This is a genomic window from Olsenella sp. DNF00959 (genome assembly GCF_001553055.1).
GTDB lineage: Bacteria > Actinomycetota > Coriobacteriia > Coriobacteriales > Atopobiaceae > Olsenella_I > Olsenella_I phocaeensis.
Genome location: NZ_KQ960128.1, coordinates 232,581 through 246,426, shown reverse-complemented (window position 1 = coordinate 246,426; position 13,846 = coordinate 232,581). Strand labels below are relative to the sequence as shown.

10 protein-coding genes and 1 pseudogene are annotated in these 13,846 nt (G+C 67.9%); 8 read left to right on the top strand and 3 right to left on the bottom strand.

Features of this window, described 5'->3' with window-relative positions; genetic code table 11:
• Nucleotides 1-12: 12 nt before the first annotated feature.
• Nucleotides 13-1,194, top strand: coding sequence for an acetate/propionate family kinase (locus HMPREF1868_RS06035; protein WP_062531277.1), 1,182 nt, complete (start codon nucleotides 13-15; stop codon nucleotides 1,192-1,194).
• 357 nt (nucleotides 1,195-1,551) lie between these two features.
• On the opposite strand, the gene HMPREF1868_RS06030 is transcribed toward HMPREF1868_RS06035, so the two are convergent.
• Nucleotides 1,552-2,115 (bottom strand): GNAT family N-acetyltransferase, encoded by a 564-nt coding sequence (locus HMPREF1868_RS06030; RefSeq protein WP_062531275.1) that lies wholly within the window; start codon nucleotides 2,113-2,115, stop codon nucleotides 1,552-1,554.
• 7 nt (nucleotides 2,116-2,122) lie between these two features.
• Nucleotides 2,123-3,004: an aldose 1-epimerase family protein gene (locus HMPREF1868_RS06025; RefSeq protein ID WP_062531273.1), complete on the bottom strand. Its 882-nt coding sequence runs from the start codon at nucleotides 3,002-3,004 to the stop codon at nucleotides 2,123-2,125.
• A 98-nt stretch (nucleotides 3,005-3,102) separates the two neighbouring features.
• On the opposite strand from HMPREF1868_RS06025, the gene HMPREF1868_RS06020 reads away from it, so the two are divergent.
• The 5 genes from HMPREF1868_RS06020 (at nucleotide 3,103) to HMPREF1868_RS06000 (ending at nucleotide 11,190) form a co-directional block, all read left to right on the top strand.
• Nucleotides 3,103-4,107 carry an ABC transporter substrate-binding protein gene (locus HMPREF1868_RS06020; RefSeq protein ID WP_062531271.1) on the top strand — a complete coding sequence of 335 codons (1,005 nt, stop codon included), beginning with the start codon at nucleotides 3,103-3,105 and terminating at the stop codon, nucleotides 4,105-4,107.
• A gap of 3 nt (nucleotides 4,108-4,110) precedes the next feature.
• Nucleotides 4,111-5,502: an ATP-binding cassette domain-containing protein gene (locus tag HMPREF1868_RS06015; protein WP_062531270.1), complete on the top strand. Its 1,392-nt coding sequence runs from the start codon at nucleotides 4,111-4,113 to the stop codon at nucleotides 5,500-5,502.
• Nucleotides 5,503-5,664: 162 nt separating this feature from the next.
• Nucleotides 5,665-7,257 carry a phosphoenolpyruvate carboxykinase (ATP) gene (gene pckA / locus HMPREF1868_RS06010; protein WP_062531267.1) on the top strand — a complete coding sequence of 531 codons (1,593 nt, stop codon included), beginning with the start codon at nucleotides 5,665-5,667 and terminating at the stop codon, nucleotides 7,255-7,257.
• 292 nt (nucleotides 7,258-7,549) lie between these two features.
• Nucleotides 7,550-9,379 carry an NAD(P)-binding protein gene (locus HMPREF1868_RS06005; RefSeq protein WP_062531265.1) on the top strand — a complete coding sequence of 610 codons (1,830 nt, stop codon included), beginning with the start codon at nucleotides 7,550-7,552 and terminating at the stop codon, nucleotides 9,377-9,379.
• Nucleotides 9,373-11,190: a [FeFe] hydrogenase, group A gene (locus tag HMPREF1868_RS06000; protein WP_082719564.1), complete on the top strand. Its 1,818-nt coding sequence runs from the start codon at nucleotides 9,373-9,375 to the stop codon at nucleotides 11,188-11,190. Before HMPREF1868_RS06005 ends, HMPREF1868_RS06000 begins: the two co-directional genes overlap by 7 nt.
• A 97-nt stretch (nucleotides 11,191-11,287) precedes the next feature.
• Here the strand turns inward: HMPREF1868_RS06000 and pta are convergent, their stop codons facing one another.
• On the bottom strand, nucleotides 11,288-12,265 hold the full coding sequence (gene pta / locus HMPREF1868_RS05995; protein WP_062531264.1) for a phosphate acetyltransferase: 978 nt from the start codon (nucleotides 12,263-12,265) through the stop codon (nucleotides 11,288-11,290).
• A 214-nt stretch (nucleotides 12,266-12,479) separates the two neighbouring features.
• On the opposite strand from pta, the gene glf reads away from it, so the two are divergent.
• Nucleotides 12,480-13,679 carry a UDP-galactopyranose mutase gene (gene glf, locus HMPREF1868_RS05990; RefSeq protein WP_062531262.1) on the top strand — a complete coding sequence of 400 codons (1,200 nt, stop codon included), beginning with the start codon at nucleotides 12,480-12,482 and terminating at the stop codon, nucleotides 13,677-13,679.
• 27 nt (nucleotides 13,680-13,706) lie between these two features.
• Nucleotides 13,707-13,846 (top strand): annotated as a pseudogene (locus HMPREF1868_RS09740) (glycosyltransferase); the annotation flags it as partial.

The window sequence follows — 13,846 nt, the reverse complement described above, 5'->3', positions numbered from 1 at the left end:
GAGAGGAGATCCATGAACGTCCTAGTCATCAACGCCGGCAGCTCTTCGCTCAAGTACCAGCTGCTCGACACTAAGACCCGCCAGGTCTTTGCAAAGGGCAACTGCGAGCGCATCGGCATCGACGGCTCGTTCATCGGCCACCAGGAGAACGACGGCGAGAAGCAGAAGCTCGAGGTGGCCCTGCCGGACCACAAGACCGCCATCCAGCACGTCTTCAAGATCCTGGACGAGGCCGGCTTCGACACCTCGAAGATCGAGGGTATCGGCCACCGCGTGGTCCAGGGAGGCTGGTACTTCCCCGAGTCCAAGGTCGTCACCGACGAGACCCTGGGCTGGGCTCGTGAGGTCGCTCCTCTCGCGCCCCTGCACAACTACGCCGAGGCAGACGTCATCCAGATTTGCCGCGAGCTCTTCCCCAGCATCGGCAACGTGATCGTGGCGGACACCTCCTTCCACTACAACATGCCCGAGAAGGCCTGGCGCTACGCCCTGCCGCGTGACGTGGTCGACAAGCTGCACATCCGCAAGTACGGCGCGCACGGCACCTCGCACCGCTTCATTTGGAAGACCACCAACGAGTTCCTGGACGGCGACGTCCACAAGCTCGTCTCCTGCCACCTGGGCTCCGGCGCCTCCCTCGCCGCCATCCAGGACGGCCGCGTGATGGACACCACCATGGGCCTCACCCCGCTCGACGGCCTCATCATGGGCACCCGCTGCGGCAGCGTCGACCCCGCCACCGTGTTCTATCTGCAGCGTGTCGGCGGCTACACCGTCGACGAGGTCGACACCATGATGAACAAGCAGTCCGGCCTGGCGGCCCTCAGCGCCGTCTCCAGCGACTCGCGCGACATCGAGGAGGGCGCCGAGAGGGGCGACGAGAACTGCAGGCTTGCGCTCGAGATGTTCTACTACCGCACCTCCCAGCTCGTCGCCGAGATGGCCCAGTCCATGCACGGCTTCGACACCATGGTCTTCACCGCGGGCATCGGCGAGAACTCCGATATCATGCGCCTTGGCGTCGCCAAGGAGCTCGAGTGGCTCGGCGTCAAGATCGACGAGGAGGCCAACAAGGTCCGCTCCGGCGAGCCTCGCGTCATCTCTGCGCCCGACTCTAGGGTCAAGGTCCTCGTGGTTCCCACCAACGAGGAGCTCATGATCGCCATGGACGTCGAGGAGCTCCTGGGCAAGTAGTCTCAAGCCAAAACGCATTGCAGAGACGGCCCGGCGGGATTTCCCGTCGGGCCGTCTCTGCAATGCGGGCGCGTTTCCTTCGCCTGGCAGGGCCCATTCCTACCCTCGCTATGTCGAGTGCGCAAGCTGAAACCTTAAGGTTGCGCACTCGACGTCCCTCTCCTCAGCGTTTTCCCAGTTGAGGGGAAGCCAGCGTCTCTCGAGTATGCAACCTTAACCCTTCAGCTTGCGCACTCGCGAGACCTGGTCGGCCTGTATAGTCGAGAGTCTTGAGCTGCTGCGCTGTCGAAAGTCTTGAGCTGCTGCGCTGCTGCGGGTGAGTTCCCTTCGCCTGGCAGGGCCCTGTCGTGGCTCCTCTTACTTGCCAAGCCCGCCCTTGCGCCAAGGAAGCCATCCCAGGATGCCCCGCGACTCTGGCTCGTGCGTGGGGGAGAGGTACTGGTAGGCGAGTCGTTCCTCTCCGTTGGAAAGGCAGATGACCCCGCAGCGCCTGAAGCCATGCCTCTCGAGCAGCCCCTGCATGGGCAGGTTGAGCTCGTGGGTGTCCATGCGCAGGCTGTCTGCCGTCTCGCAGAGCCAAGCCATCATGAAGGAGCCGACTCCGTTGCCCTGACGAAGCGTGGCAAAGCGGTGCACGACGAAGTAGGGGCCGTCGTCCAGCCAGTCTCCATCGTCGATTCGCAGGTAGCAGGGGTCTGGTCCCGGTGCGAGGACGAAGCATCCGACGACGCCCTCGCCCTCCTCCTCGCAGACCATGAGGGTGCCGCGCCTGAGCTCCGACGTCAGCTCCGCCCTCGTGGGGAAGGAGCGTTCCCATTGTGGGTTGCCCCGTGCGCGCATGAAGGAGCGCGACGACTCGAGCACGTGCATGACGTCGTCGAGCTCGCGATTCCTTGCCGTCCTGATGCGTCGTTCCGACATGACGTCCCTAGAAGGGGGTGACGACGAAGGAGAGGCGGTCTGTCTGTCCGGGCGAGAGGAGCCTCATGCCCCGCTTGTGCTCGAACACGTCGTCCTCGTCCTCCGCCGTGGCGCAGCCCGTCCAGGGCTCGAGCGCGACGAAGGGCGCGTCCCCGGCGGCAGACCAGACGCCGAGGTAGTCGAATCCCGCGAAGTCGACCCTGATGCCGTGTCCCTCCGGCCCCACGAGACGAACCCGCCTCTGCGGGACGTCCTCGAGGACCAGGGTGTCGACGTCGAAGGTCCTGTGGGTCAGCGGCAGGACGGAGCAGCCGTCCAGGAGGGGGAGGCGGTCCTGGAAGTCGAGGAGGCCGGTCGAGACGTCGATCCGCGGAGCGGCGTAGGTCCAAGGCTCGGCGAACTCGAGGCGGTAGGCATCGAAGCCATCGGAGGCTCCCACAGCCGGGACGTTGAAGGCGGGATGGCCCCCCAGCACATAGGGAAGGTCGTGCGAGCCGGTGTTGGTGACCTCGAAGCCCTGCACGAGCGAGCTCTCGTCGATGGCGTACGAGAGGCGCAGCCTGAAGTCGTAGGGGAAGGACCGGCGCGTCCCCTCGTTCGACTCGAGCTCCAGGAGGACGCGGTTCTCCTCCCGCTCCACCAGCGAGAACTCCTCGTTGCGGGCGAGGCCGTGTCTGCCGAGGCGTATCTCCCCCTGAGCGCTGGCGGCGCGGTCGTCCCTGAGGTTGCCCACGATGGGGAAGAGGACGGGCGCACGGCGGGGCCACCAGCGGGAGTCTCCCTGCCACAGGCACTCCGTGCCGTCCGCCTTGAGGCCCATGAGCTGAGCCCCAAGGCTGCTGACCTCGGCCTCGATTCGACCAGAGGCGATGCGTGCCGTGTTCTTCATGCCGTCCTCCCGCCCCGAACTCTTGAGTTGGATGCAGTAATATGTGCAATGTGTGAGCACATAGATAGTACATCCCCCAGGCAAAGGAAGGCTCAGACATGCACAAGAGGAAGCTGTTCCCGCTCGCGTCGTTCGTGGTGGTCCTCCTCGCCCTCGCCCTTGTCGGCTGCGCTGGCGCGCCGTGGCAGGGGCAGAATGCGACGGGGTCCCAGGGAGTGACCGAGGTGCGCGTCGGCTCCCTCAAGGGTCCCACCTCCATCGGCCTCGCGTCCTTCATGGACCGGGCGGCTGGTGGCGGCACCGCGAACGCCTACAGCTTCACCATCGCCTCCTCCGCCGACGAGATCGTCCCCTCCGTCGTGAGCGGTGACCTCGACGTTGCCTTGGTTCCCGCCAACGTCGCCTCCGTCCTCTACAACAAGACCAAGGGGGCCGTCTCGGTCATCGACGTCAACACGCTGGGCGTGCTCTCCATCGTGACGGGCGACGAGGGCGTGTCGAGCCTCGCCGACCTCGCCGGCAGGACGGTCTACATGACCGGCAAGGGCACGACGCCCGAGTTCGTCATGCAGTACCTGCTCCAGAAGTCGGAGCTTGCAGACAAAGTGACCCTCGAGTTCAAGAGCGCCCCCACCGAGGTCGTGGCCGCCCTCGTGGCAGACCCGTCCGCGGTCGGTGTGCTGCCCCAGCCCTACGTGACCGCGGCAACCTCGAAGAACCCCTCGCTGCGCGCTGCAATCGACCTCAACGACGCCTGGGCGGCGACGGGCGAGGGCGCCACTATGGTCACCGGCGTCACCGTCGTGCGCAACGACTTCCTGAGGGACCACCCGGCTGCCGTGGAGGAGTTCCTGAAGGAGCATGCGGCGTCGGTGGATGCCGCCAACTCCGACCCCGCTGGCGTCTCCCCGAAGGTGGTGGCCGCCGGGATCATGGACAACGAGAAGGTCGTCGAGAAGGCCATCCCCGCCTGCCACCTGGTCTGCCTGACCGGCGGCGAGATGGAAGGCGCGCTTTCGGGCTACCTCGGGGCGATCGCCTCCGTCGACGCCAGCTCCGTGGGCGGGAGCCTCCCTCCCAAGGACTTCTACTTCCAGGGCTAGCCCTTGAGGGGAAGCCGCTCCCATAGGCTTGCCTCGTGGCTCGCGGCCTGCCTGCTCTGGCTTGGCGCCTGGCAGGTCGCGAGCCTCCTCGTCTCGAGCGAGCTCCTGCTGCCTGGCCCCCTGGCCGTGCTCGGGAGCCTCGCGCGCCTCGCTGCCGCAGGGACGCTCGTCCGGGTGGGGTCGGCGACGCTCGCGCACGTCGCCCTGGGCTTTGCCGCCTCGCTCCTCTTGGCCCTCCCGCTGGGATGGGCGCTCGACGCCTTCCCCGCCGTCCGACGCGTCGTCCTTCCCGGCGTGACGGTGCTCAAGAGCGCTCCCATCGTGTGCGTCATCGTCCTGCTCCTCCTGTGGTTCGGGGCGGCGCGCGTCGCCGAGGCGGCGGTGTTCCTCGCCTGCTTCCCGCCCCTGCTCTTTGCCGTCCTGGAGGGGCTGTCCGAGCTAGACCGAGGGATGTCGTCGCTCCTCTCCGTCATGAGGGTCCCCCTCTGGAGGCGTCTCCTCGCCAGCTTTTGGCCGCAGGTGCTCCCCTTCGTGGTCGCCGCCTCCCGGAGCGCCGTGGGGATGGCGTGGAAGGCCGCCGTGGCCGCCGAACTCGTCGGCTCATCCCTGGGCAGCGTGGGGGAGCGCGTCTTCCAGGCCAAGCTCCTGCTCGAGACCTCGGACGTCTTCGCCTGGACGGCGCTGGTCATCCTGGCGTCGAGGCTCAGCGAGGCGCTCGTCGTGGCGCTGCTGGAGGCCTCCGGCCCGCTCTGTCGCAGCCTCTCCCTCATGGGCCTGGGGCGAGGGGACGGAGGAGAGGGGCGTGCCCTTCCGCCCCTGACGCCCATCGTGGCCAGGGGGCTTCGCTTCTCGTATGGTGGCCCTTCCGTCATCGAGGGACTCGACCTCGAGCTCGCGCCCGGCTCGCGCGCCTGCCTGAACGACGCCTCCGGCTCGGGGAAGACCACCTTCCTGCGCCTGCTCGACGGCGTCCTCGCTCCCACGGCGGGTGAGCTGTGCGGAGGCGCGCCTTTCTCCGTCCAGACCCAGGGAAGCCTCCTCGTCGACGAGATGGGGGCGCTCCAGAACGTCCTCCTCTGCGCGCGCGGCCGCGCGCGCGACGAGGTCGAGCGCACCCTGGCGGAGGCCCTTCCCGGCGTGGACCCCCTCCGGCCCGTGGGCGAGCTCTCCGGTGGGCAGCGCAGGCGCGTCGAGCTCGTGCGCGCGCTCCTCTCGCCCTCGAACACCGTCCTTCTGGACGAGCCCTTCGCGGGACTCGACCCAGACGCGCGCGGGCGCTGCCGCTCCCTCGTGGACCGGCTCCTCGGCGGCCGGACCCTCGTCATGGCCTCCCACGACGAGGGGGACCTGCGTGCCCTGGGCGCGCGCCCCCTCTCCCTGCGACCCACGCGCTAGCGAGCGGGCGGACCTGGCGCCGGCCCGTCCCATGGCGCGTCCCTCGTTAAGCTTTGTTAATAAACTCCCGGCACCTCCGGCCTTCCCATATGCTGGACGGGTTGAACTCCCGCGGCGCCGTGTCCCAGCCCGTGCCCGCGGCCATGGAGAAGGAGGTGGGTCATGATTCAAGACCAGCTTGCTGCCTGCGGTCTTGTCAACTGCAGGGGTGCCATCCAGGTGGACGCGGCCCCGGCCGTCCTGGTGGAGAAGGCCCTGCTCGCCAACGAGGGTCGCCTGACCTCGCGCGGCGCCCTGTACGTGGAGACGGGCCGCTACACCGGTCGCTCCCCCGAGGACCGCTTCATCGTGGACACGCCCGACGTGCACGACGACATCGCCTGGGGCGCCGTCAACCGTCCCTTCGACGTCGAGGGCTACGAGAGGGTCAAGAAGGCCGTGGTCGACCATCTGAGCACGCGCGACCTCTATGTGGTCCACGCCATCGCCGGCGCCGACCGCCGCTGGTGCCGCAAGTTCCTCGTGGTCTGCGAGCGCGCGAGCCAGGCCCTCTTTGCCCGCCAGCTCCTGGTCAGGCCGTCTAAGCGCCAGCTGGCGGACTTCGAGCCCCAGGACTTCAGCGTCCTCGTCGCCCCCACGCTACGGCTGGACCCCGCGACCTACGGGACCCACTCCGAGGCGGTCGTCCTCATCAACTTCCAGGAGCGCGAGGTCCTCATCGCGGGGACCATGTACTCGGGCGAGATCAAGAAGTCCATCTTCTCGGTCATGAACTACCTCATGCCCCTCGAGGAGGGCGTCCTGCCCATGCACTCCTCGGCCAACATGGACCCCGTCACGGGCGAGACGGCCGTCTTCTTCGGCCTCTCCGGCACGGGCAAGACCACGCTCTCGGCCGACCCGGACCGCATGCTCATCGGTGACGACGAGCACGGCTGGGCGGAGGGGAGCGTCTTCAACTTCGAGGGCGGCTGCTACGCCAAGGCCATCCGCATCTCGTCCGCGACCGAGCCCCAGATCTACAACGCCATTCGCTTCGGCAGCATCTGCGAGAACGTGATCGTGGACAACGCCACCCGCAAGCCCGACTACTTCGACGGCACCCTGACCGAGAACACGCGCGTGGCGTACCCCATCGACTTCATCGACAACGCCCAGGTCATGGGCCAGGGGCGCTATCCCAACGTGATCATCTTCCTGACCTGCGACTCCTTCGGCGTGCTCCCGCCCATCTCGCGCCTGGACAAGAACGGCGCCATGTACCACTTCCTGAGCGGCTTCACCAGCAAGGTCGCGGGCACCGAGCGCGGGGTGGACGAGCCCCAGCCCACCTTCTCGACCCTCTTCGGCGAGCCCTTCATGCCGCTCTCGCCCCTGCTCTATGCCGACATGTTCGGCAAGAAGATCGACAAGGCCGGCACCAGGGTCTACCTGATCAACACGGGCTGGACGGGAGGCCCCTACGGCGTGGGCATGCGCATGGACCTCGCTTCCACCCGTCTCATGGTCTCGGCGGCGCTCAACGGCTCGGTCGAGGAGGCGGAGTTCGTCCACGACCCCGTGTTCAACGTGGACGTGCCCCAGCACATCGAGGGCGTTGACAGCCGTGTCCTGAACCCGCGTGGAACCTGGGCGGATAAGGCCGCCTATGATGGCGTCGCCCGCCAGCTCGCGGGCATGTTCGTGGAGAACGCACGCGAGAAGTACCCCGACATGGACCCTGCCGTGAGGGCCGCGGGACCCAACCCCGCCTAGCGCTGTCGGCTCCCGGGGCCAGCGTGCGGCGTTGGCTCCCGGGGGCCGGCCCCCGTCGGAGCCTGTGCCACGTTCCGGTGCGACGGCGCCTCCGACCTTGGCCGCGCGCCCCTCTCGCCCGGCCACCCATCCCCGCTTTCCTTCCGCTGGTTCCCTCGCAACGGCCCCCTCGGTCCCCAAATGACAGCCCTTGGCCCATCCTTAGCTATACATTCAGGTGCGTGGCCAGGGGAGAGGAACGCGGCCACGCTCAGGTTGGGCGCGGGCGCGCCCCAGACCATAGGGGGGGCAGATGGCTCGATTTCATCTGTTGGAACTGACTCCCGAGCAGAAGGTGATGGACGAGCTGCACGCCTCGGTGGGCAGGCGGCTCGAGGTGAGCTCCCTCGCCCCTTGCCCGGTCGAGTTCACGATGTCGTTCGTCAACATGTGCGCTACGCAGAGCTGCGGCAAATGCACGCCCTGCCGCGTGGGGCTCAGGGCGCTCAGGCACCTCCTGAGCGACGTGCTCACGGGCACGGCGACGATGGCGACGATTGACGAGATCGAGCGGCTCGCCCAGACGGCCTACCTCTCGAGCGACTGCGCCATAGGCTACGAGGCCGGCGCCATGGCCCTGAGGGCCGTGAGGGGCTTCAGGGACGACTTCGTGAGCCACGTGAGCCACAACTCCTGCGCGAGCGCCCTGGCTCCCAGCGTGCCCTGCGTGGCAGGGTGCCCCGCCGGCGTGGACGTGCCCGGCTACCTCGCACTCGTCCGGGCGGGCAGGTGCGCGGACGCCGTCCGCCTCATCAGGAAGGACAACCCCTTCCCCCTGGTCTGCGGCCTGGTCTGCGAGCATCCCTGCGAGAGGAACTGCCGCCGCGGGATGGTGGACGACCCCATCAACATCCGCGCGCTCAAGCGCTTTGCCTGCGAGCACGAGGGGACTTCCGAGGAGCCCGCGCGTGCCGCTTCGACGGGCAAGAGGGTCTGTGTGGTGGGGGGCGGTCCCGCCGGCCTCAGCTGCGCTTACTACCTGACGCTGATGGGGCACGAGGTCACGGTCTTCGAGGCCCGGCACCATCTGGGCGGCATGCTGCGCTACGGCATCCCCGCCTACCGCCTCCCGCGCGAGCGGCTGGACCAGGAGATCGGCTGGATCGTGGGCCAGGGCGTCACGGTCCGCATGGACGAGAAGGTCGACGCGGCCGGCCTCGCGCGCCTGCGCGAGGAATACGATGCCGTCTACCTGGCCATCGGTGCCCATGGCGACAAGAAGCTGGACATAGCGGGGGAAGGGCTGCCGGGGGTCGAGAGCGCGGTGGACATGCTGCGCTCCATCGGCGACGGAGAGATGCCCGACTTCTCGGGGCAGCACGTCTGCGTCGTGGGCGGCGGCAACGTCGCCATGGACGTCGCGCGCTCCAGCGTGCGCTGCGGCGCCGAGCGCGTCTACATTGTGTACCGCCGCCGTGCCTGCGACATGACGGCGCAGGACGAGGAGATCGAGGGCGCCCGGGCCGAGGGCTGCGAGATCCTGGAGCTCAACGCCCCCGTCCGCATAGAGGCCGATTCCGAGGGCAGGGTCGCGGGGCTCGTGGTCCAGCCCCAGCTCATCGGCGGGCACCGCGGGGGCAGGCCGGCTCCCCGACCCGCCTCGGCGCCCGAGCGCACCATCGCCTGCGACCGCGTGGTCGTCGCCATCGGCCAGGCCATCGAGTCGGCACCCTTCGAGGGGCTGGGCATCCCCACCTCCTGGGGCCGCATCTCGACCCAGACCGATGCGAGCATCCCCGAGCTCGAGGGTGTCTTCTCGGGCGGGGACTGCCAGACGGGTCCCGCCACCGTCATCAAGGCCATAAACGCCGGCAAGGTGGCCGCGGGCAACATCGACAACTACCTGGGTTTCGACCACAGGATCGAGCTCGACGTCGACGTGCCCGCACCCCAGCTCGAGGACATGGGGCACTGCGCCCGCTGCGAGACCATCCTACGGGAGGCGGGGGAGAGGAAGCGGGACTTCGAGGAGATAGAGCGCGGGCTCACGCCCGAGGAGGCGCTGCAGGAGTCCTCGCGCTGCCTGCGTTGCGACCACTTCGGCTTCGGAGCCTTCCGTGGGGGGAGGGAGATCCAGTGGTAGGACACGAGCACGAGCAAGGCGAGAGGGACGTCGCGACCAAGGCGGTGAGCCTCGTCGTGGACGGGACGCCCGTCACGGTCCCCGCAGGCACCAGCATCCTGGACGCCTGCCGCGCCGCGGGGTCCAAGGTCCCGACCCTCTGCTACCTGAGGGAGCTGAACGAGATCGGCTCCTGTCGTGTCTGCGTCGTGGAGGTCAAGGGCCGAGAGCGCCTCGTCGCCTCCTGCAACAACTGCGTCGAAGAGGGGATGGAAGTCCTCACCAACAGCCCCAAGGTGAGGTGCGCGCGCCGCGAGAACGTGCTCCTGCTCCTCTCGCAGCATGACGCGACCTGCACGACCTGCGTGCGCTCGGGCAACTGCTCGCTGCAGGAGGTGTCAAACGACCTTGGCCTCGTGGGCATGCCATATCCCACCATCCTTCCCCATGGCTCCTGGCCGCAGGGCTTCCCCCTCATACGCAACAACGACAAATGCATCCGCTGCATGCGCTGCATCCAGGTCTGCGACAAGGTCCAGGCCTCGCACGTCTGGGGGATCACCAACCGCGCGACCCACACCACGGTGGACGTGGCCGACGGGGCCAGCATCCTCAACGTGGACTGCACGCTCTGCGGCCAGTGCATCACCCACTGCCCGGTGGGTGCGCTGCGCGAACGCGACGACGTGTCCCGCGTCTACGACGCGCTCCAGGACCCCGAGGTGACGACCGTCGTCCAGATAGCCCCCTCCGTGCGCACCTCCTGGGGCGACCATTGGGGCCTGGGGGAGACGGCGGGCATGGGGCGCCTCGTCTCCGCCCTCCGTCACATGGGCTTCGACTACGTGGTCAACACCGACGTGGCGGCCGACCTCACCATCATGGAGGAGGGTACCGAGCTCCTCCGCCACCTGGGCGAGGGCCGTCCCTACCCGCTCATGACCTCCTGCTGCCCCGCTTGGGTCCGCTTCGTGAAGGCGCACCACCCCGAGCTGGTGGACGACGTGTCCACCAGCAAGAGCCCCCAGCAGATGTTCGGCGCCGTGGTGAAGAGCTACTACGCCCAGCTGCTGGGGCTCGACCCCCACAAGGTCTTCTCGCTCTCGATCATGCCCTGCGTGGCGAAGAAGGCGGAGTGCGCCTATCCCAACATGAACGACGCCTGCGGGGACCCCGATGTCGACTGCGCGCTCACGGTGCGCGAGCTCGAACGGCTCCTGAGGGCGGACCACGTGGACGTGGCGAGCCTCGGGGAGGAGCCCTTCGACGAGCCGTTGGGCGTGGGGACAGGCGCGGGCATCATCTTCGGGGCCACGGGCGGCGTCATGGAGGCCGCGCTCAGGACCGCGCACTACCTGGTGAGCGGGAGGCCGCCCAAGGACGACATGTTCGGCGACGTGAGGGGCCTCGAGGGATGGAAGGAGGCCAGCTTCGACCTGGCGGGGACCACGCTCAGGGTGGCCGTCGCTCACGGGTTGGCCAATGCCGACGCCCTCTGCAAGGCGCTGGTCTCGGGAGAGGCCCAATACGACTTCGTCGAGGTCATGGCCTGCCCCGGCGGTTGCGTGGGCGGCGGCGGGCAGCCCATCCACGAGGGGCAGGAGCTTGCCGGCGTGCGCGGGCAGGCGCTCTACGGCTTCGACAGGCGCTCGGAGTGGCGCAACTCCTACGAGAGCCCCGCCGTCAGGCGCTGCTACGAGGAGTTCTTCGGAGAGCCCAACTCCGAGCTCGCCGAGGAGCTGCTGCACACCGACCTCCGGGCTTGGAAGATGCCCGCGGAGTGGATACGCGAGGCGGAGTCCGCCCCGGACGCGGCGCTGGCGAGACGCTAGGCTTCCAGGCACGGGGTTCGCCAGAAAAGGAGGTGGCCCCTCTCACCCATGTGGGCGAGAGGGGCCACCGTTCGTCCTGGGGCCTGCGCCGGAGGGGCTACTCGGCCATCTGGGCCTGGACGGCGGTGATGGCGACGACGCCCACGATGTCGTCGGCGGAGCAGCCGCGCGACAGGTCGTTGACGGGCTTGGCGATGCCCTGGAGCACCGGGCCGTAGGCCTCGGCGCCGGCGAAGCGCTGGACCAGCTTGTAGCCGATGTTGCCCGCCTCGAGGTCGGGGAAGATCAGGATGTTGGCGTTGCCGGCGACCTTTGACCCGGGGGCCTTGAGGGCGGCGACGCTCTTCACGAGGGCGGCATCGAGCTGGAGGTCGCCGTCGAGGGCGAGCTCGGGGGCCTTCTCGTTGGCGAGGCGGGTGGCCTCCTGGACCTTCTCGGGGACCTCTCCCTTGGCGGAGCCCTTGGTGGAGAAGGAGAGCATGGCGACCTTGGGCTCGTCGCTCATGAACTGCTTCCAGGTGTTGGCCGAGGCGATGGCAATCTCGGACAGCTCTTCGGCGGTGGGGTCGATGTTCAGGCCGCAGTCGGCGAAGAGCAGCGTGCCGTCCTGGCCGTACTCCGCCTTGTCGGTGCACATGATGAAGAAGGCCGAGACGAGCTTGGTGCCAGGGGCGGTCTTCAGGATCTGCAGCGCGGGACGCAGGGTGTTGGCGGTGGAGTGGCAGGCGCCCGAGACCAGGCCGTCCGCGTCGCCCATCTTCACCATCATGGTGCCGAAGTAGGTGGCGTCGTCCATCTGCTCGCGGGCCTGCTCGATGGTCACGCCCTTCTTCGCGCGCAGCTCGGCGAACTTCTGGGCGTAGGCCTCGTGACGCTCGCTGGTCCTGGGGTCGATGACCTCCGCGCCCTCGACGTCGATCTGGGAGGGGTCGCCCAGGATGACGAGCTTCGCCAGGCCCTCGGCGACGATCTTCCTGGCCGCCTCGATGGTGCGGGGGTCCTCGCCCTCGGGCAGGACGACGGTCTTGACGTCGGCCTTGGCCGCGTCCTTCATGCGCTGCAGAAACTCGCTCATCGACTCTCCTTCTGGTTGTTGTTCCCTGCCCAAGAAGGCCGCTCGGCCCCAATCTATGGGGCCTGGGCCTGGCTTTTGGGTGCAATCCTCCCCATTATAGGGCGGCGTGATAGAATCGACCAAGGAATCGAGCCGCGGGCAGGGGCCTGCAACTCGATTTATTTGTGCGCAGCGCCCGCGTCACGTGCGGGCCCCCCATCGAAGGGAAACGACCATGAACCTCAACGCAGGCCTTCCGGACGACTTCAACCCCTCCTCCTTCGACGCCATCGTCGTGGGGGCCGGATACGCCGGTGCCGTCTGCGCGCGCCGTCTGGCCGAGGCCTGCGGCTTCAAGGTCTGCATCCTCGAGCGCCGCGGCCATGTGGCGGGCAACGCCTACGACTACGAGGACGAGGCTGGCGTGCTGGTGCACAAGTACGGCCCGCATATCTTCCACACCTCCGACGAGCGCGCCCACCAGTTCCTCTCGCGCTTCACCGACTGGACGGAGTACCAGCACAAGGTCCTCGCCGACGTGCATGGCACCCTCATGCCCGTCCCCTTCAACCACACGTCCCTCAAGCTCGCCTTCGGCGAGGAGAGGGGAGAGCGGCTCTTCCAGAAGCTCGTCGCGACCTTCGGCATGGACAAGAAGGTCCCCATCATGGAGCTGCGCGAGAAGAACGACCCCGACCTCTCCGAGGTGGCGGACTACGTCTACGAGAACGTCTTCCTGCACTACACGATGAAGCAGTGGGGCAAGACGCCCGACCAGATCGACCCCTCCGTCATGGGCCGCGTCCCCGTCTTTGTGGGCGACGACGACCGCTACTTCCCCCTGGCGCCCAACCAGGGCATGCCCGCCGACGGCTACACCGCCATGTTCGAGCGCATGCTCGACCACGACCTGATCAAGGTCTACGTGGGCGTCGACGCCCGGGACCTCCTCAGCACGGCGGACGGCGTGGTCAACGTCTGCGGCAGGCCCTTTGGCGGCGAGGTCATCTACACCGGTCCCCTGGACGAGCTCTACGGCTTCGACCTCGGCGCACTGCCGTACCGCACGCTCGACATGGTCTTCGAGACCCTGGACATGGACCAGTTCCAGCCCGTGGGCACCGTCAACTACACCGTGAGCGAGAACTTCACCCGCATCACGGAGTTCAAGCACCTCACCGGCCAGGTCCTCCCGGGCAAGACGACCATCATGCGCGAGTACTCCCGCAGCTACATCCCCGGCGTGGGCGAGACCCCGTACTACATCATCAACGAGCCCGAGAACCTCGAGCTCTACCGCCGCTACCGCGACCGCACGAGCGGGCTCGTCAACTTCCACGTGGTGGGCCGCCTCGCCGAGTACCGCTACTACGACATGGACGGCGTCACCGCCTCCGCTCTCGAGCTCTCCGACGAGATCATCTCCAACCACTAGCCGAGGGTCCCGGTCGAGGTCCGATTGATGTCGCAGACGAGTCAGAAGAAGACGATCAGCTTTGGCGTGCCGTGCTACAACTCCGCCGAGTACATGGACCATTGCATCGGGTCCATTCTCGAGGGTTCGGGCCACGCCGAGGACGTCCAGATCGTCATCGTGGACGA